The sequence below is a fragment of the Streptomyces sp. NPDC005648 genome (assembly GCF_040605395.1).
Taxonomy (GTDB): Bacteria; Actinomycetota; Actinomycetes; order Streptomycetales; family Streptomycetaceae; genus Streptomyces.
Genome location: NZ_JBEXCS010000007.1, coordinates 148,585 through 164,170, shown reverse-complemented (window position 1 = coordinate 164,170; position 15,586 = coordinate 148,585). Strand labels below are relative to the sequence as shown.

Here is a 15,586-nt window from a genome sequence, read left to right as displayed (position 1 = left end):
CTTACCGGCCATCCGGCCCGGTCCGGTTCGTATACGGAACATCCGTCCGGTTAGGCTCATGACATGCATGCCTGGCCCGCTTCCGAGGTCCCCGCCCTGCCTGGTCAGGGCCGCGACCTGAGGATCCACGACACCGCGACCGGCGGTCCGGTCACCCTCGACCCCGGTCCCGTCGCCCGTCTCTACGTCTGCGGCATCACGCCGTACGACGCGACCCACATGGGTCACGCGGCGACCTACAACGCGTTCGACCTCGTTCAGCGCGTGTGGCTCGACACCAAGCGCCAGGTCCACTACGTCCAGAACGTGACCGACGTCGACGACCCGCTCCTGGAGCGGGCCGAGCGTGACGGCGTCGACTGGGTCGCCCTCGCCGAGCAGGAGACGGCCCTCTTCCGCGAGGACATGACCGCCCTGAGGATGCTGCCGCCCCGGCACTACATCGGCGCGGTCGAGGCGATACCCGGCATCGTGCCGCTCGTCGAGCGGTTGCGGGACGCCGGCGCCGCCTACGACCTCGACGGGGACATCTACTTCTCCGTCGAGTCCGACCCCCACTTCGGCAAGGTCTCCCGCCTGGACGCGGCCGCCATGCGCCTCCTCTCGGCGGAGCGCGGCGGTGACCCGGACCGCCCGGGCAAGAAGAACCCGCTCGACCCGATGCTGTGGATGGCCGCCCGTGAGGGCGAGCCCAGCTGGGACGGCGGCTCGCTCGGGCGTGGCCGCCCCGGCTGGCACATCGAGTGCGTCGCCATCGCCCTCGACCACCTCGGCATGACCTTCGACGTCCAGGGCGGCGGCTCCGACCTCGCCTTCCCGCACCACGAGATGGGCGCCTCGCACGCCCAGGTGCTCACCGGTGAGTTCCCCATGGCCAAGGCGTATGTGCACGCCGGCATGGTCGCGCTCGACGGCGAGAAGATGTCCAAGTCCAAGGGCAACCTGGTCTTCGTGTCGCAGCTGCGCCGCGACGGTGTCGACCCCGCCGCCATACGGCTCTCCCTGCTCGCCCACCACTACCGGGCCGACTGGGAGTGGACCGACCAGGTGCTGGCCGACGCGGTGGCCCGGCTCGGCCGCTGGCGCGCCGCGGTCTCCCGCCCCGACGGCCCGCCCGCCGAGGCACTCGTCGAGGAGATGCGCGAGGCCCTCGCGAACGACCTGGACGCCCCGGCCGCGCTCGCCGCCGTCGACCGCTGGGTCGCCCGGCAGGACGCCGAGGGCGGTACGGACACCGGCGCGCCCGGCGTCGTATCGCGCGCCGTGGACGCTCTGCTGGGCGTGGCCCTGTAGCGAGGACGGACACACAAGAGGGGCGCTTCCCTCGCGGAGAAGCGCCCCTCTCGTGCGTCCCGGCGTGTGCACCGCCGCCGGTCAGATCCGCTGGATCCGCACGCTGCGCACGATGTTGGGGGGAAGTCGTCCGGGCGGCGCTCGTAGAGGGCGTCGTCCAGCGACTCGGCGCCGTTGCCGGCGCGAGATCCGGCACGGGGGCGGCGCTCGACGCGAGGGCCGACTGCCGCAGCCGCTCCTCGCTGCCGAACAGCGGTTCCAGGGAGAGCTGTTCGTCGCCGAGGAACATGTCGGGTCTCGGGGCGGCCGACGACGATCAGCTCCTGCTCCGGCGGTGCCCAAACCGGCCGGAAACTCCCGACACGCGAAGGGCGGTGCGCCGTGTTCGTCAGTCCTCGGACGACTCGTCGTCCTCCGCGTCCGGCTTCGGGGGCTTGGACGGCTTCGCCCGGGGGCCGGGGTTGTCCCGGAGATAGGACGTGCTGTCGCTGCCGTCCGCGGTGGCGTGCCCGCCGCCCGCCGGACCCGATCCGTCCCGCCGTCTCAGATACCGCTCGAACTCGCGCGCGATGGCCTCACCCGACGCCTCCGGCAGCTCCGCCGTGTCGCGGGCCTCCTCCAACGTCTGCACATACTCGGCGACCTCGCTGTCCTCGGCGGCCAGTTGGTCCACGCCCACCTGCCACGCGCGCGCGTCCTCGGGCAGCTCGCCCAGCGGGATGCGCACGTCGATCAGGTCCTCAAGGCGGTTGAGCAGTGCCAGCGTCGCCTTCGGGTTGGGCGGCTGCGACACATAGTGCGGTACGGCGGCCCAGAGACTGACCGCCGGCACGCCCGCGTGTGTGCACGCCTCCTGGAGGATGCCGACGATGCCCGTGGGCCCCTCGTACTTGGTCTCCTCCAGGTCCATGCGCTGCGCCAGGTCCGGGTCGGACGTGGTCCCGCTGATCGGGACCGGACGGGTGTGCGGGGTGTCGCCCAGCAGGGCGCCCAGGATGACCACCAGCTCCACGCCCAGCTCATGGGCGAAGCCCAGCAGCTCGTTGCAGAACGAACGCCACCGCATGGACGGCTCGATACCCCGGACGAGCACCAGGTCGCGCGGCTTGTCACCGCCGACCCGGACCACCGACAACCTGGTCGTCGGCCATGTGATCTTCCGCACCCCGCCGTCCAACCACACCGTGGGGCGGTTCACCTGGAAGTCGTAGTAGTCCTCGGCGTCCAGCGCCGCGAACACCTCGCCCTTCCACTCCCTGTCCAGATGCGCGACCGCGGTGGAGGCGGCGTCGCCGGCATCGTTCCAGCCTTCGAACGCGGCCACCATGACCGGGTCGATCAGCTCGGGAACCCCCTCGAGCTCGATCACCCAGGCCTCCTTCCGACGTGCCCTCGCTTGACCCACCAACCTTACGGCGTCCGGCGGGGGCGCCCGCAGCCCCCTTGCACGGGGGAGTGAACGGATCACTGCCCCGTCCGGGCCCCGCGAACACACAAGATCGCCACCCCGGACCACCCCCCGGCGCCATGATCCTCAGAGCGACGCCCTGAGCCACTGCTCCACGCTCGCGATGTGCACCGTCGCCCATGAGCGGGCGGCCTCCGCGTCCCGGTCCCGCAGGGCCGACAGGATCGCCCGGTGCTCGCGCAGGGTGCGGCTGACCGCGTCCTCCTGGGTCAGACCGCGCCAGATACGAGCCCGGGTGGTGGGGCCGGAGAGACCGTCGAGAAGGGAGCAGAGCACCGAGTTGCCGGAACCCTGCACGATGCCCCGGTGGAAGTCCAGGTCGCAGGCGACCAGCTCCTCCACCGACGGGGCCTCGCCGAGCTTGTCCAACTGGGCGGCGAGCGCGTCCAGTTGCTGCTCGCTGATCCGGGTGGCCGCCATCGCGGTCGCGGCCGGCTCCAGGATGCGGCGCACGGCCAGGAACTCCAGGACCGTGTCGTCGCGGTGGAAGTCGACGACGAAGCTCAGCGCTTCGAGCAGGAGCTGCGGGTCCAGGCTGGTGACATAGGTGCCGTCGCCCTGCCGTACGTCCAGGATCCGGATCAGCGACAGGGCGCGCACCGCCTCCCGCAGGGAGTTGCGGGAAAGGCCCAGCTCGGAGGCGAGCTCACTCTCCTTGGGCAGCCGGTCGCCGGGGCGCAGGGCACCGGAGACGATCATGCCCTTGATCTTCTCGATCGCCTCGTCGGTGACTGCCATGGCCGGCCTCCCTGTGGTTCACGTTTGCCGTAGAACATATGCCGTAAAGACATCCGATGTCTTACGTCATTATGGGGGTTCAGTCGGCTGACCGGGACGGCGAACGCTCAGGTCAGACGAGCGCCTCCAGTTCCTGGACCACCGCCGCCTCGTCCAGCGTGGTCAGCGCCCGGTCCCGCATCAGCACCCGCCCACCGGGCAGCACGAGACAGCCCGCCGCGTCGATGACGTCCGCGGCCGTGAACCGGGCCCGCACCTCCTCGGCCGTCCCCACGGCGACGATCTCGCCCTCATGGACGGCGACCGCCCCGTCCCGTACGACGGTCCCGGCCTCGTCGACGGTCAGTACGTCCCCGCCGTGCACCAACAGGTCGATGCTCATGCCGGACACTCCTCGGCCAGCAGACGCAGCGCCTCCAGCGACACCACCGCGCCGCGCTCGACGCCCGCCGCGACGACCTCGCGATGCGGGTCGTAGCCGCCGGTGCTCTCCTCGTCGACCAGCTCGTCCGCGTTCGCCCCGTCCACGACCAGCACGCCACCGGCGACCAGCCCCCGCAGCGAGGCCGTGACCAGCAGCGCGGACAACTCCATCTCGATGGCGGCCAGTCCGGCACCGTCGTAGGAGAACAGCGGGATCAGGCCCGGCTGGAAGGCCGCCCGTGTCCACACGATGCCCCGGTGGTGCGGTGCGCCGGCCGCACGGGCCGCGCGCAGCAGCGCGAACACCGCCTCGGGGGAGGAGACCGCCGGGTACTCCGGGGGCAGCAGCTGAGGGGTGACACCGTCGTCGCGGACGGCCGCCTCCGCGATGACGAGGTCGCCGTCCCCGATGCCCGGCTTCATCGCGCCCGCCGTCCCGAACCGCAGAAAGGTGCGCACCCCCGCGTCCGCCAGCTCCTGGAACAGCAGGATCGCGCCCGGCGCCCCCACCCCGTGCGAGGCCACGGTGACCGGCAGCCCCTTCCAACTCCCGCTGAACACACGGTACTCACGGTGGTACGACACCTCTTCGGCACCGTCGAGCAGCGCGGCGACGGCCGCCGCGCGCGCCGGGTCGCCGACGACGACCGCGCGCTCGGGCAGCCCCGAGCGCGGTATCCGGGTGATGGGCAGCAGGTCCTGCGTCATGAGGCGACTCCGATGGAAGGACGGGTACGGCGACGGCGCGCCGTCGAGAGGAACAGGGCGCCGAGCGTGACCACGTACGGCGCGGCATCGGTCGCCTGCTGGGGCAGACCGAGGCCCTGGAGACGGAAGCCGGCCGCCTCGGCGAGACCGAAGAGCAGCGCGGCCAGCAGCACCCCGACCGGCGCGGCACGGCCCAGCATGACGGCCACGACCGCGATCCAGCCGCGCCCCGCCGTCATGTTCTCGGTGAACAACGTGACGTTCCCGAGGGCGAGTTGGGCGCCCGCGAGACCGCACAGCACACCGGACACCAGTACGGCGGCGTACTTGTACTTCGCGGGGCCGACCCCGAGTGTCGCCGCCGCGTCCGGAGCTTCGCCGACCCCGCGCAGCCTCAGGCCCCACACATGCCGCGACAGCATCACCGCGGCCACCGGGACCGCGATCCACGAGAGATACGCGAGCGGGGTGAAGCCACCGACCAGCGGGAGCCCGGCGAGAGACGGGCTGTCAAAAGTGCCCTGCACACCGAAGACCGTACGCAGGAGGAAGCTGGTGAGGCCGACCGCCAGGAGATTCATGGCGATTCCGAGCACCACGGCGTCCCCGCGCAGCGTCACGGCGCCGACGGCCAGGATCAGCGAGTAGGCGGCGGCCGCGAGCGCGGCGGCCAGAACACCGAGCCAGGGGCTGCCGGTGAACCAGCTCGTGGCCACCGAGGTGAAGCAGCCGAGCAGCATCATGCCTTCGAGGCCGACGTTGAACACGCCCGCCCGCTCGCAGACCGCACCGCCCAGCGCGGCCAGCAGGATCGGGGTCAGCGCACGCAGCGCCGACATCAGGAGATCGGAGTCGAAGAACATCACACCGCCTCCTCGGGACGGCCGGGGCGACGGACGAACCAACGGCCGGGGAAGCGCAGTCGGGCCGCCAGGAACACGATCACCACGGCCTGCAGCACCTGCGTCAACTCGCGCGGCACCTCGGTCGTCCGCTCCATCGCCAGCCCGCCGACCTGGAGGACGGCGAAGAAGAAGGACGCGACGACCGTGCCGAGCGGCGCGGCCGCGGCGAGGAGCGCGGCCGTCAGGCCCGTCCAGGTGTAGCCCGGCGCGGTGAGCGAGCCGTCGACGAAGCGGTACGGGAAGCTCAACACCCCGACGGCGCCCACGAGTCCGGCCAGAGCGCCCGAGACCGACAGCAACTTCAGCGTCAGGACCCGGCGTTCGACACCGGCGTAGGCCGAGAAACGGGAGTTGAGACCGGTCATCCGGATCTCGTAGCCGAAGGCGGTGCGCCTGTCGGTGAACCAGTACGCGGCGGCCGCGAGGAGCACCAGCAGCAGTCCCACGGTCACCGTCGACTCACCGAAGGCCGGGAGCGCCACCCCGTCGGGCAGGGCACGGGTCTGCGGAAGGCTGGACCCGGGCTCCTTGAGGGGGTAGCGGGCCAGGTAGGAGGCGAGCGACACCGCCGGATAGCTGAGCAGAAGGCTGCTGACCAGGAGCGGAACGCCGAAGTGGTTCTGGCACAGAGCGGCCAGGACGGCGTATCCGGCGCCGGCCGCCATGCCCGCGAGGAGCGCCAGGACGACGGTGAGGGGTGCGGGCAGGGGTGAGTAGAGGCCGGTCACGGCCGCGGCGATGCCGCCGAGGACCATCTGGCCGTCGCCGCCCAGATTGATCAGCCCGGCGCGCAACGGGATCGCCAGCGCGAGGGCCATGCCGAGCACACTGGTGCCGGTGGTCAGCGTGGAGCCGATGCCGTCGCCGCCGAGCGAGCCGGTGAGGACCGCCTCGTAGGCCGAGACCGGGTCCGCGCCGGTGCCGACGAGGAAGAGCGCGCCGATGAGCACGCCGGCGAGGACCGAGAAGGTGATGGGGGAGCGGAGCGCTCCGAGTATGCGGTCGGTCATGTCAGTCGACGGCCTCCACGGTCGCGGTGGCGCCGGCCATCGCCAGCCCCAGCACCCGCTCGTCCGCCTCGTCCTTGCCGTAGGACGCCGTGATCCGCCCCTCGTACATCACCAGCACGCGGTCCGCGAGGCCCCGGATCTCGCTCAGTTCGGCCGAGACGAGCAGGACCGCGTGACCGGCGTCGCGGTAGGCGATCAGCTGGTCGTGGATGTTCTGGATGGCGCCGATGTCGACCCCGCGCGTGGGCTGCTCGACGAGCAACAGCGGTGCCTCATGGGCGAGTTCACGGCCGATCAACAGCTTCTGCAGATTGCCGCCGGACAGCGCCGAGGCGGGCACCTCGGGCGAGGAGGCCTTGATGCCGAAGCGTTCGACCAGCGTGCGCGCGTGTGCGCGGACGGCCGCGGGCGCGAGCAGACCGCGGGACGACAGCCTCGTACGGTGGTGTCCCATCGCGAGGTTGTCGGCGACCGAGGCCGCGGGCGCCGTACCGACCGCGTGACGGTCCTCCGGCACGTACGCCAGCCCGCGCGCCCGGCGTTCGGCGGCCGAGGCGTGGGTGATGTCCCGGCCGTCGAGCGAGACGCGCCCGGCGGTGACCGGCCGCAGTCCGGCCAGTGCCTCGATCAGTTCGCTCTGCCCGTTTCCGGCGACGCCCGCGACACCGACGATCTCCCCCGCCCGCACGGTGAGCCGGACATCGTGCACGGCGCCGGTCGACAGACCGCTCACGTCGAGGACGACGTCACCCGGTGCGCCCGGCGCGTGGACGCGGTCCAGCTCGACCGCGCGGCCGGTCATCGCGGCGGCGATCTCGTCCGCCGTCGTCTCGGCGGTGACCAGCCGGGCCACGACCCGCCCGTCCCGCAGGACGGTCACCCGGTCGCTGCCCTCCAGCACCTCGCGCAGCTTGTGCGTCACGAGGACGACCGAACGGCCCTGTGCGGCAAGAGACTTGAGGACCGTGAACAGGGCGTCCGCCTCCGCGGGCGTGAGCACGGCCGTCGGCTCGTCGAGGATGAGCGTACGGGCGCCCCGGTGCAGCAGTTTCAGGATCTCCACACGCTGCCGCAGACCGACCGGCAGCCCACCGACCCGGGCGTCCGGATCGACCGCCAGCCCGTGCTCCCGGGCCAGTTCACGCACCCGGCGCCGGGCCGCGGCCCGGTCGACCAGACCGAAGCGGCGCGGCTCGGCGGCGTAGACGACGTTCTCGGCGACCGTCAGCGAGTCGAACAGCTTGAAGCTCTGGTGGACCATGCCGAGCCCGGCGGCCATGGCGTCGGACGGGCTCGCGAAGTCCACCTCACGCCCGTCGACGCGGATCGAGCCGGCGTCGGCGCGCTCCATGCCGTAGAGGACCGACATGAGGGTGGACTTGCCGGCACCGTTCTCGCCCATCAGGGCGTGGATCTCACCGCGGCGGACGGTCAGGCCGACGGCGTCGTTGGCGAGCGTGCCGGGGAACCGCTTGGTGATTCCCCGGAGTTCGACGGCGACGTCGGCCTGACCGGCGCCCTCCGCGGCCTCAGCTCGCGGCGGGGTCATCGACCTTCAGCTCTCCGGAGACGATCTGGTCGCGCAGCGCCTTCACCTTCGTCAGCACGTCCTGGTGCTGGGCGATCACGCACTTCGAGGAGTCCACGCCGGCCTCCAGGCCGGTCAGGCTGATGCCACCCTCCTTCAGGCCGTAGGAGACGGTGGTGCCCGCCTTGCCCCCGAGGACCGCGTCGATGCCCTTCTCCACGGCGATGTCCGTGCGCTTGATCACATTGTCGACGACCGTGCCGGGCGACGAGGGGCACTGGTTGACGTCGACGCCGTACGCGAAGGCGCCCTTGGCCTTCGCGGCCTCGAAGACGCCGTAGTTGCCGGCCGCGGCCGCCGCCATGATCTGGTCGTAGCCCTTGGAGAGCAGCGAGCTCGCCTGTTCCTTGGCGCGGGCCGAGTCGTCGAAGGGGGACTGGCCGCCGACGAAACGCGTGGAGGTCTGCGTCGTGGCGGCGACCTTCTTGGCGCCGGCCGCGAACGGGTCGCTGTAGCGCCGGAACTGGGGCGTGTCGAGGACGTCGACCGCGCCGACCTTGCCGGACCTGCTGAGCAGGCCCGCCTCGGCGCCCGCGAGGTAGACGCCCTCGTGCTCTCGGAAGACCGCGCAGCTGACGTTCTTGAACGCCTTGGCGGTGCAGGCGTCGATCACCAGGAACTGCTGCTTCGGGTGTGCCTTGGCCTGCTGGGCAACGATGTCGGCGAACTCGAAGCCGACCAGCACGACGACGTCCGGCTTGGCGTCCACCGCGGCCTGCACGTTCTGCTGCTGGGAGGCGGTGTCCGTCGACTCGTAGACCTTCTGCGTCCCGTGGTGCCGCTCGGCCGCGTTCTCGACGCCGGTGACGGCGAGCTTCAGGAACTCGTTCTGACCGACCGCGTCCGGGGTGACCAGCGTGAACGAGGTGCCGCCGCTCTTGGCGGAGTCGGCGGACGTGTCGTTCTTGGCGGCGGCGTTGCAGGCGGTGGCGAGGAGCGCGGTGCCCGCCGCGAGGGCGGCGAACTGCAGGGCACGACGGTTTCTGCGGTGCATCGGGGACCTTCCGGAGGTACGGCGAAACACGCTCGGCAGTGAGCGCGTGAGAGAGGGATGCGACGGGGCGGTGGGGGAAGGCTCAGCGTCGACAGCCGTCACCGGCACAGCGGCCGAAGTCGAGGAACCGGCGCTTGGTGAGCAGCACGGGCTTCCTCCTTCGTCTCGGTGTGCGGACTGGGCGCTGGACTGTAACACCCGTTTCCAGACACCCGCCCGACTGTCTCGAACTGTGGTTCCCCCAGGTCATGTAGCGTGTTGGACACCATCGGAACATCAGGAGTGTCCCGTTATGTCCCAGGAACTGCGCGCCGTCGACTGGACCGGAACCGGCCTTGCGCTGATCGACCAGACCCTGCTTCCGCACCGCAACGAGACCATGATCGTCCGCGATGTGGACACTCTGGTGGACGCGATCCAGCGCCTCGTCGTGCGGGGCGCCCCCGCGATCGGGGCGGCGGGGGCGTACGGAGTGGCGCTCGCCCTCCTTCAGGGCGAGCGTGAGGGCTGGTCCGAGGCCGAGACACGGGCGGCCGTCGCCCGGATACGTGAGGCCCGGCCCACCGCGGTCAACCTGATGGTGTGCGTGGACCGGGTCATGACCCGTTTCTCCGAGGGCCTGGACGCCGTCGTCGAGGAGGCCGCGGCGGTCCAGCGCGAGGACGTCGAGGCCAACCGCGCGATGGGCGCGTTCGGTGCGGACTGGCTGCTCGAACGGGTGGGCGTGGAGCGGCCGTTGCGCGTCCTCACGCACTGCAACACGGGCGCGCTCGCCACGGCGGGCTGGGGCACGGCACTCGGCGTCATCCGCGAACTGCACGCCCGCGGCCGCCTGGAGGTCGTCCACGCCGACGAGACGCGCCCCCTGCTCCAGGGTTCCCGCCTGACCGCCTGGGAGCTGGTCCAGGAAGGCATCCCGCACTACGTCCAGGCGGACGGGGCCGCCGCCGGCACCATCCTGCGCGGCGAGGTCGACGTGGCGATCGTGGGCGCGGACCGCATCGCCGCCAACGGCGACACCGCGAACAAGGTCGGCACCGTGGGCGTGGCCCTCGCCTGCGCCGACGCCGGCATCCCGTTCCTGGTGGCGGCGCCGACGACGACCGTGGACCTGTCCACGAAGACCGGCGACGACATCCACATCGAACTCCGCGCCGAGGCCGAGGTGCTGGAGTGGGGCGGGGTACGGGTGGCTCCGGCCGAGTCTCGCGGCCACAACCCGGCGTTCGACGTCACCCCCGGCCGGCTGGTGACGGGGCTGGTGACCGAGCGGGGCGTGCTGGAGGTGTCGGCGGGGCAACTGCCCGGCGACCACCTCAAGTAGACGAAGAGATCAGGCGACGGCAAGGCCCCGAACCGGGGTGGCCCCTTGCCGTGTCTCAGCCCTCTGTGAGCTCCAACTCCAGGAGCCACTCCACGACTTCGGTGTGGTGCCGGGCCTGGCGCGGATCCGCACCCCACACATACAGCCCGTGGCCCGCGACGACCACGGCCGGCATCCGGGGGTTGCGCGCCTCCTCCAGCCGGTCGCCCAGCACCTTCATGTCCTGGCTGTTGGCGATGACCGGCAGGATCACCTCGACGTCGTGGGCCGGCTGCCCGACCCCCTTGAGCATCTCCACGTCCTTGAAGACGATCCCGCCCGGCTCACGCTTCCCCATCGCCACCGAGGCGACCGTGTGGACATGGACCACGGCCCCCGCCCCGGTCAGCGCGGCCACGCGCGCATGCAGCTCGGCCTCCGCGGACGGCTTGCCTCCCTGCACGGCGGCGCCGTCCTCGTCCACCAACACCACGTCGGCGGGCGTCAGTTCCCCCTTGTCGTGCCCGCTGGCCGTCACCGCGAGCCGCAGCGGTTCGCGGGACAGCACCACGGACAGGTTCCCGGAGGTGCCCCGCATCCAGCCGAAGGACGCGAAACGCGCTGACTCGGCGGCGAGGACCGCCCCCGCCTCCTCGAGGTCGATCGTGCTGATCTCGGCGGTCACGTGCTGCTCCTTGAAACGGTGATCTCGTCGAACGTCCCCGCCTCCGCGTGGTCGCCGACCCCCTGCTCGAAATACGGCTCCCCGGGCCGCCGGATCCCGACCGTGTGCCAGCCGGCCGCACGGGCCGCGTCCAACTCGCCGGGCCGGTCGGAGAGGAAGAGAAGACGGTCCGGCGCATGGCCGACCGCCTCGGCGATACGGCCGTACGACTCCGGTTCCTGCTTGGGCCCGGCGTTCTCGGTGTCGTACCACCCCGAGACCAGCGGCAGCAGATCGCCCTCCGGGCCGGCGGCGAACCACGCCCGCTGGGCGGCCACCGAGCCGGACGAGTAGACGTACAGCCGCACGCCGGCCGTGTGCCAGGCGCGCAGCCGGGGGACGACGTCGTCGTAGAAGTGCGAGACGAGGTCGCCGCGGGCGAAGCCCTCGGACCAGATGACGCCCTGGAGGGTCTTGAGCGGGGTCGCCTTGCGGTCCTCGTCGAGCCAGGCGTTGAGCGTCTTCTCGACACGGGCGTCGTCGGCGTCGGGGTCGCCGATCTCCGCCCGCACCTGCGCGACCGCCCGCGCCACGTCCGGATCACCGCTCCGCTGGGAGAGCAGTGCTCCGAAACGAGAGCGGGAGTACGGGTAGAGCACATCGACGACGAACCCCGTGGCGCTCGTGGTGCCCTCGATGTCGAGCACCACCGCGTCCACGTCGAACGCCAGGCCCCGCAGGCTCACTTGGCGGCCCGATCGGCCTGGTACCCGGCGGCGATCGTGTCGTAGTCCGGGAAGCGGCCGGCGATGGTCGAGCCGGTGAAGTTGCCGATCCAGCCGTCCTCCTCGTGGAAGAAGCGGATCGCGGTGAACGAGGGCCGGGTGCCCATGTCGAACCAGTGCGTGGTGCCGCGCGGGACACCCAGCAGGTCGCCCTTCTCGCAGAAGACCGCGTGCACCTCGCCGCCGACGTGGAGGTAGAAGATGCCGGAGCCGGAGACGAAGAAGCGGACCTCGTCATCGTCGTCGTGCGTGTGCTCCTGGAGGAACTTCTCGCGCGCGGCCTTGGCCTTGGCCGGGAACTCCGGGTCGTCGCTCGGGTGCAGACCGAGGACGTCGACGGTGGTGAAGCCCTCCTCGGCGTTCAGCTTGTCGATCTCGGGGCCGTAGGCGGCGAACACCGTGTCGCTGTCGGCGTCGAACGGGACGTCCTCGCGGACCGGCCACTGCTCGTAGCGCACACCCAGCGGCTTGAGCGCCTCGGCGATCTCCGCGGGATCCGAGGTGCGGCGCACCAGGCTCTCCGGGCCGGACTCGGGCCAGGTCGTCAGCAGGGTCATGGCAGCAACTCCAGTCGACTGGAAGGGAAGTCCGGATACCGGGACGAGCACCGGACGGGCGGGGAGGAAAGGGCGACGGCGGCGAACAGGGATTCAGCCGTGACACAGCGCGCCGGGACAGCGGCGCATGCGGGGCATGAGCAGCGCGGTCGCGCGAGTGGTCATCATCGGGGCCTCACTGTGCCGGGTCGGGTGCCGGTCCGGTGATGGTAACTCGGGCGACCGCCGCGACCAGGTGTGACGTAGTCGTCGTCTCAAGGATTGAGAAAGCGCGTTCATTCCTTTGACGCATGGCTGAAAACGTTCTCATGATCTGACCATGAAGACGCTGCTGCTTGTGCGGCGGCTGTACGTGGACCTGCTCCGTTCGACCACGGCCAGCTGTCGCTGACCCCCTCCGGAGCCCCGCCGTGCCCTGTCCGGGCACGTGTCCGCCACCCCTTCGCGTGCTGGCGCTCTTTTCGCCCTGCTCCGGTTCAAGCATCCCCTCCTCCCTTCTGCGCCACCCCTTGCACCTGGAGCCCCTCATGTCCCGTTCCCGTGTCCCCCTCGCCGCGCTCTCGCTGGCCTCCGCCTCCGCCCTGCTCCTGGCCGGCTGCTCGCAGTCCACGGACGCCTCCAAGGACACCGGCAACGCCGCCGCCTCGGCCTCCGCCGCCACCGGCAAGAAGCCCGCCCCCTTCGACAAGGGCGCCGTCAAGGTGGCCCTGGTCCGGCAGAGCGGCGCCGGCGACTACTTCGAGCAGTGGGGCAACGGCGCCAAGGCCCAGGCCAAGGCCCTCGGCATCGACCTGACGGTGTACGACGCCCAGGCCGACAACGCCAAGCAGGCCACCGACCTCTCCTCCGCGATCAACTCCGGCGCACAGGCGATCATCATCGACCACGGCTTCCCGGCGACCATCCAGCCCGAGATCGACCAGGCCGTGAAGAAGGGCATCAAGGTCGTCGTCTACGACGTCGAGACCAAGACCCAGGGTGTCGTCTCCACCGAGCAGGACGACGCCAGCATGGCGCAGGCCGTCCTCGACGTGATGGCCAAGTCGGTCGGCAGGAACGCCAAGGTCGGCTACGTCAACGTGGCCGGCTACGCGGCCCTCGACAAGCGGAACACCGTCTGGGCGAAGGAACTCGCCGCACAGGGCTGGAAGCAGCAGTTCAAGGTCGGCAAGGTCACCGACTCGACCGCCACCGACAACGTCCCCCTGGTCTCCGCCGCCCTCACCCAGCACTCCGACGTGACCGGCGTCTTCGCCCCCTACGACGAACTGGCCAAGGGCACGGTCCTCGCCGTCCAGAACAAGAAGCTCCAGTCCAAGGTGAAGGTCTTCGGCGCGGACGTCTCCAACGCCGACATCCAGAACATGACCGCGGCGAACAGCCCCTGGGTCGCCACCGCGGGCACCGACCCGTCCGCGGTCGGCGCGGCCGTCGTCCGTACCGCCGCCCTGGAGCTGGCCGGACAGCTCGACCAGGACACCGTCTCCTTCCCGGCCGTCGCCATCACCCAGGACTTCCTGCGCAAGAACAAGATCGAGAACATGGACCAGCTGCGCACGGCCCTGCCCGCGCTGAACCTCTCCAAGGTCAGCACCGCGGACTGGATCCCCAATGTCGCCCACTGAGGCTTCCCTCCAGGAGGTGCCGGCCGTCGCCCTGTCCGACGTCAGCATGGCCTTCGGCGGCAAGACGGTGCTCGCCTCCGTCTCGCTGGACATCGCGCCGGGCAGCGTGGTCGCGCTGCTCGGCGCGAACGGCGCCGGCAAGTCCACCCTGATCAAGATCCTGTCGGGCGTGCACACGGACCACGGCGGGCAGGTGCGGGTCGACGGGGAGCCCGCCGCTCTCCAGTCGCCGCTGGCCGCCCGCCAGTTGGGCATCCAGACGGTGCACCAGCGCATCGGCGAGGGCATCGTGCCCGGCCTCACCGTCGCCGAGAACCTGGTCTTCGAGGAGCTGGCCCAAAGGCGCGGCAACCCGTTCCTCAACGGTCGCCGGGTCCTCGCCCGGGCCCGCGAGATCCAGGCGGGCCTCGAACTGGACTGGAGCGACGCGCTCCTGAAGCAGGACGTGAGCGAACTCGGCATCTCCGACCGCCAGTTGCTCATCCTCGCCCGCGCCCTGGCCACCCGGCCCCGGCTGCTGATCCTCGACGAGCCGACCTCCGCGCTCTCCGCCGCCGAGGCGGAGCGCCTGTTCGCGCTCGTCGAGAAGATGCGCGAGGACGGCATCGCGGTCCTCTACGTCTCCCACCGCCTCGGTGAGATCGACGCGCTGGCCGACCGTCTGGTCGTCCTCCGGGACGGCCGTCTCACCGAGGACCAGACCAGGCCCTTCGACTGGGACGCGGCCCTGCGCGCCATGCTCGCCCAGGCGCAGGAGGCGGCCACGGCCCGCCCGGTGCGCGAAGGCGACTCGGGAGACGTCGTCCTGTCCCTGCGGGGCGTACGGCTCTTCGAGGGCCGCGCCCCGCTCGACCTCGATCTGCGCACCGGCGAAGTCACCGGCGTCGTAGGCCTGTTGGGCGCCGGGAAGACCGAACTGGCCCGCGGTCTGTTCGGCGCCGAGCCCTTCACCGCCGGCACGGTCGAACTGGACGGCAGGCCCTACGCGCCGCGCCGCCCCTCCGACGCCATCCGCGCGGGAATCCATCTGGTCCCCGAGGACCGGCACGCCGACGCACTGGTCCCCGGCTGGTCGCTGGCCCAGAACATCTCGCTGCCGTTCCTGAAGTCCTTCTCCCGGCTCGGGCTCGTCGACACCGCGAAGGAGGACGCGCTCGGCCGCGACACCATCCAGGCCCTCGGTGTCGTCACCCGCGACGAGCACAGCGCCGTCGAGGAGCTGTCCGGCGGCAACCAGCAGAAGGTCGTCGTCGGCCGCTGGCTCGCCGAGACACCGCGCGTCCTCATCCTGGACGAGCCGTTCAGAGGGGTGGACATCGGCGCCCGCCGTGACATCGGCCGTCGCGCCCGCGGGCTCGCCGCCGAGGGCTCGGCCGTCCTCGTCCTGTCCGCCGACGTCGACGAGATCCTCGAGATCGCCGACCGGGTCGTCGTCCTCGCCGGCGGTGAGATCCACCTCGACGCGTACGGCGAGGACGCGGAGCGCGACCGCGTCATCCAGACCATCTCCGCGTCCGTCTGAGTC

Annotated in this window: 14 protein-coding genes and 1 pseudogene; 4 read left to right on the top strand and 11 right to left on the bottom strand. The window is 71.3% G+C overall.

The genetic code is table 11. From position 1 onward, the window contains the following. Positions 1-63 precede the first annotated feature (63 nt). The gene (gene mshC, locus ABZT17_RS06450) at positions 64-1,293 is read left to right on the top strand and encodes a cysteine--1-D-myo-inosityl 2-amino-2-deoxy-alpha-D-glucopyranoside ligase (protein WP_356344421.1); all 1,230 of its coding nucleotides are present in this window, start codon (positions 64-66) and stop codon (positions 1,291-1,293) included. Between the two features lie 388 nt (positions 1,294-1,681). On the opposite strand, the gene ABZT17_RS06445 is transcribed toward mshC, so the two are convergent. From ABZT17_RS06445 to ABZT17_RS06410, 8 genes and pseudogenes are all read right to left on the bottom strand, one after another. After that, positions 1,682-2,662, bottom strand: a complete 981-nt coding sequence (locus ABZT17_RS06445) for a PAC2 family protein (RefSeq protein ID WP_356344419.1) — start codon at positions 2,660-2,662, stop codon at positions 1,682-1,684. Between the two features lie 165 nt (positions 2,663-2,827). Continuing rightward, positions 2,828-3,499, bottom strand: a complete 672-nt coding sequence (locus ABZT17_RS06440) for a FadR/GntR family transcriptional regulator (RefSeq protein ID WP_356344416.1) — start codon at positions 3,497-3,499, stop codon at positions 2,828-2,830. 193 nt (positions 3,500-3,692) lie between these two features. After that, positions 3,693-3,881, bottom strand: a pseudogene (locus tag ABZT17_RS06435) (amidohydrolase); the annotation flags it as partial. Further along, positions 3,878-4,630, bottom strand: a complete 753-nt coding sequence (locus ABZT17_RS06430) for a purine-nucleoside phosphorylase (protein ID WP_356344414.1) — start codon at positions 4,628-4,630, stop codon at positions 3,878-3,880. The pseudogene ABZT17_RS06435 and the gene ABZT17_RS06430, both read right to left, overlap by 4 nt. Further along, positions 4,627-5,493, bottom strand: a complete 867-nt coding sequence (locus ABZT17_RS06425) for an ABC transporter permease (protein ID WP_356344412.1) — start codon at positions 5,491-5,493, stop codon at positions 4,627-4,629. The genes ABZT17_RS06430 and ABZT17_RS06425 overlap by 4 nt, the downstream gene beginning before the upstream one ends. Further along, the gene (locus tag ABZT17_RS06420; protein WP_356344410.1) at positions 5,493-6,545 is read right to left on the bottom strand and encodes an ABC transporter permease; all 1,053 of its coding nucleotides are present in this window, start codon (positions 6,543-6,545) and stop codon (positions 5,493-5,495) included. The genes ABZT17_RS06425 and ABZT17_RS06420 overlap by 1 nt, the downstream gene beginning before the upstream one ends. Before the next feature lies 1 nt (position 6,546). Continuing rightward, a complete protein-coding gene (locus ABZT17_RS06415) occupies positions 6,547-8,094 on the bottom strand; it encodes an ABC transporter ATP-binding protein (RefSeq protein WP_356344407.1) in 1,548 nt (515 codons plus the stop codon). Continuing rightward, positions 8,075-9,127 carry a BMP family ABC transporter substrate-binding protein gene (locus tag ABZT17_RS06410; protein ID WP_356344405.1) on the bottom strand — a complete coding sequence of 351 codons (1,053 nt, stop codon included), beginning with the start codon at positions 9,125-9,127 and terminating at the stop codon, positions 8,075-8,077. The genes ABZT17_RS06415 and ABZT17_RS06410 overlap by 20 nt, the downstream gene beginning before the upstream one ends. A 292-nt stretch (positions 9,128-9,419) precedes the next feature. Between ABZT17_RS06410 and mtnA the strand changes: the two genes are divergently transcribed. Beyond that, entirely contained in the window at positions 9,420-10,451 is a 1,032-nt protein-coding gene (gene mtnA / locus ABZT17_RS06405; protein ID WP_356344403.1) for an S-methyl-5-thioribose-1-phosphate isomerase, read from the top strand. A 55-nt stretch (positions 10,452-10,506) separates the two neighbouring features. Here mtnA and mtnB read toward each other — a convergent pair whose 3' ends face one another. From mtnB to ABZT17_RS06390, 3 genes are read right to left on the bottom strand one after another with little or no spacing between them, the layout of a single operon-like run. After that, complete coding sequence (mtnB, locus tag ABZT17_RS06400) at positions 10,507-11,115, bottom strand: methylthioribulose 1-phosphate dehydratase (protein WP_356344400.1); 609 nt, start codon at positions 11,113-11,115, stop codon at positions 10,507-10,509. Next, positions 11,112-11,840 (bottom strand): acireductone synthase, encoded by a 729-nt coding sequence (mtnC, locus tag ABZT17_RS06395; RefSeq protein WP_356344398.1) that lies wholly within the window; start codon positions 11,838-11,840, stop codon positions 11,112-11,114. The genes mtnB and mtnC overlap by 4 nt, the downstream gene beginning before the upstream one ends. Then, complete coding sequence (locus tag ABZT17_RS06390) at positions 11,837-12,436, bottom strand: cupin (protein ID WP_356344395.1); 600 nt, start codon at positions 12,434-12,436, stop codon at positions 11,837-11,839. The genes mtnC and ABZT17_RS06390 overlap by 4 nt, the downstream gene beginning before the upstream one ends. Before the next feature lie 527 nt (positions 12,437-12,963). On the opposite strand from ABZT17_RS06390, the gene ABZT17_RS06385 reads away from it, so the two are divergent. After that, positions 12,964-14,061 carry a substrate-binding domain-containing protein gene (locus ABZT17_RS06385; protein WP_356344393.1) on the top strand — a complete coding sequence of 366 codons (1,098 nt, stop codon included), beginning with the start codon at positions 12,964-12,966 and terminating at the stop codon, positions 14,059-14,061. Beyond that, positions 14,048-15,583, top strand: a complete 1,536-nt coding sequence (locus ABZT17_RS06380) for a sugar ABC transporter ATP-binding protein (protein WP_356344391.1) — start codon at positions 14,048-14,050, stop codon at positions 15,581-15,583. Before ABZT17_RS06385 ends, ABZT17_RS06380 begins: the two co-directional genes overlap by 14 nt. Positions 15,584-15,586 lie beyond the last annotated feature (3 nt).

Coding starts and splice junctions, on each gene's coding strand:
- ABZT17_RS06430 (WP_356344414.1), bottom strand. CDS start 4,630: ATGACGCAGGACCTGCTGCCCATCACCCGGATACCGCGCTCGGGGCTG.
- ABZT17_RS06380 (WP_356344391.1), top strand. CDS start 14,048: ATGTCGCCCACTGAGGCTTCCCTCCAGGAGGTGCCGGCCGTCGCCCTG.
- ABZT17_RS06410 (WP_356344405.1), bottom strand. CDS start 9,127: ATGCACCGCAGAAACCGTCGTGCCCTGCAGTTCGCCGCCCTCGCGGCG.
- ABZT17_RS06425 (WP_356344412.1), bottom strand. CDS start 5,493: ATGTTCTTCGACTCCGATCTCCTGATGTCGGCGCTGCGTGCGCTGACC.
- ABZT17_RS06415 (WP_356344407.1), bottom strand. CDS start 8,094: ATGACCCCGCCGCGAGCTGAGGCCGCGGAGGGCGCCGGTCAGGCCGAC.
- ABZT17_RS06420 (WP_356344410.1), bottom strand. CDS start 6,545: ATGACCGACCGCATACTCGGAGCGCTCCGCTCCCCCATCACCTTCTCG.
- ABZT17_RS06440 (WP_356344416.1), bottom strand. CDS start 3,499: ATGGCAGTCACCGACGAGGCGATCGAGAAGATCAAGGGCATGATCGTC.
- ABZT17_RS06385 (WP_356344393.1), top strand. CDS start 12,964: ATGTCCCGTTCCCGTGTCCCCCTCGCCGCGCTCTCGCTGGCCTCCGCC.
- mshC (WP_356344421.1), top strand. CDS start 64: ATGCATGCCTGGCCCGCTTCCGAGGTCCCCGCCCTGCCTGGTCAGGGC.
- ABZT17_RS06390 (WP_356344395.1), bottom strand. CDS start 12,436: ATGACCCTGCTGACGACCTGGCCCGAGTCCGGCCCGGAGAGCCTGGTG.
- mtnA (WP_356344403.1), top strand. CDS start 9,420: ATGTCCCAGGAACTGCGCGCCGTCGACTGGACCGGAACCGGCCTTGCG.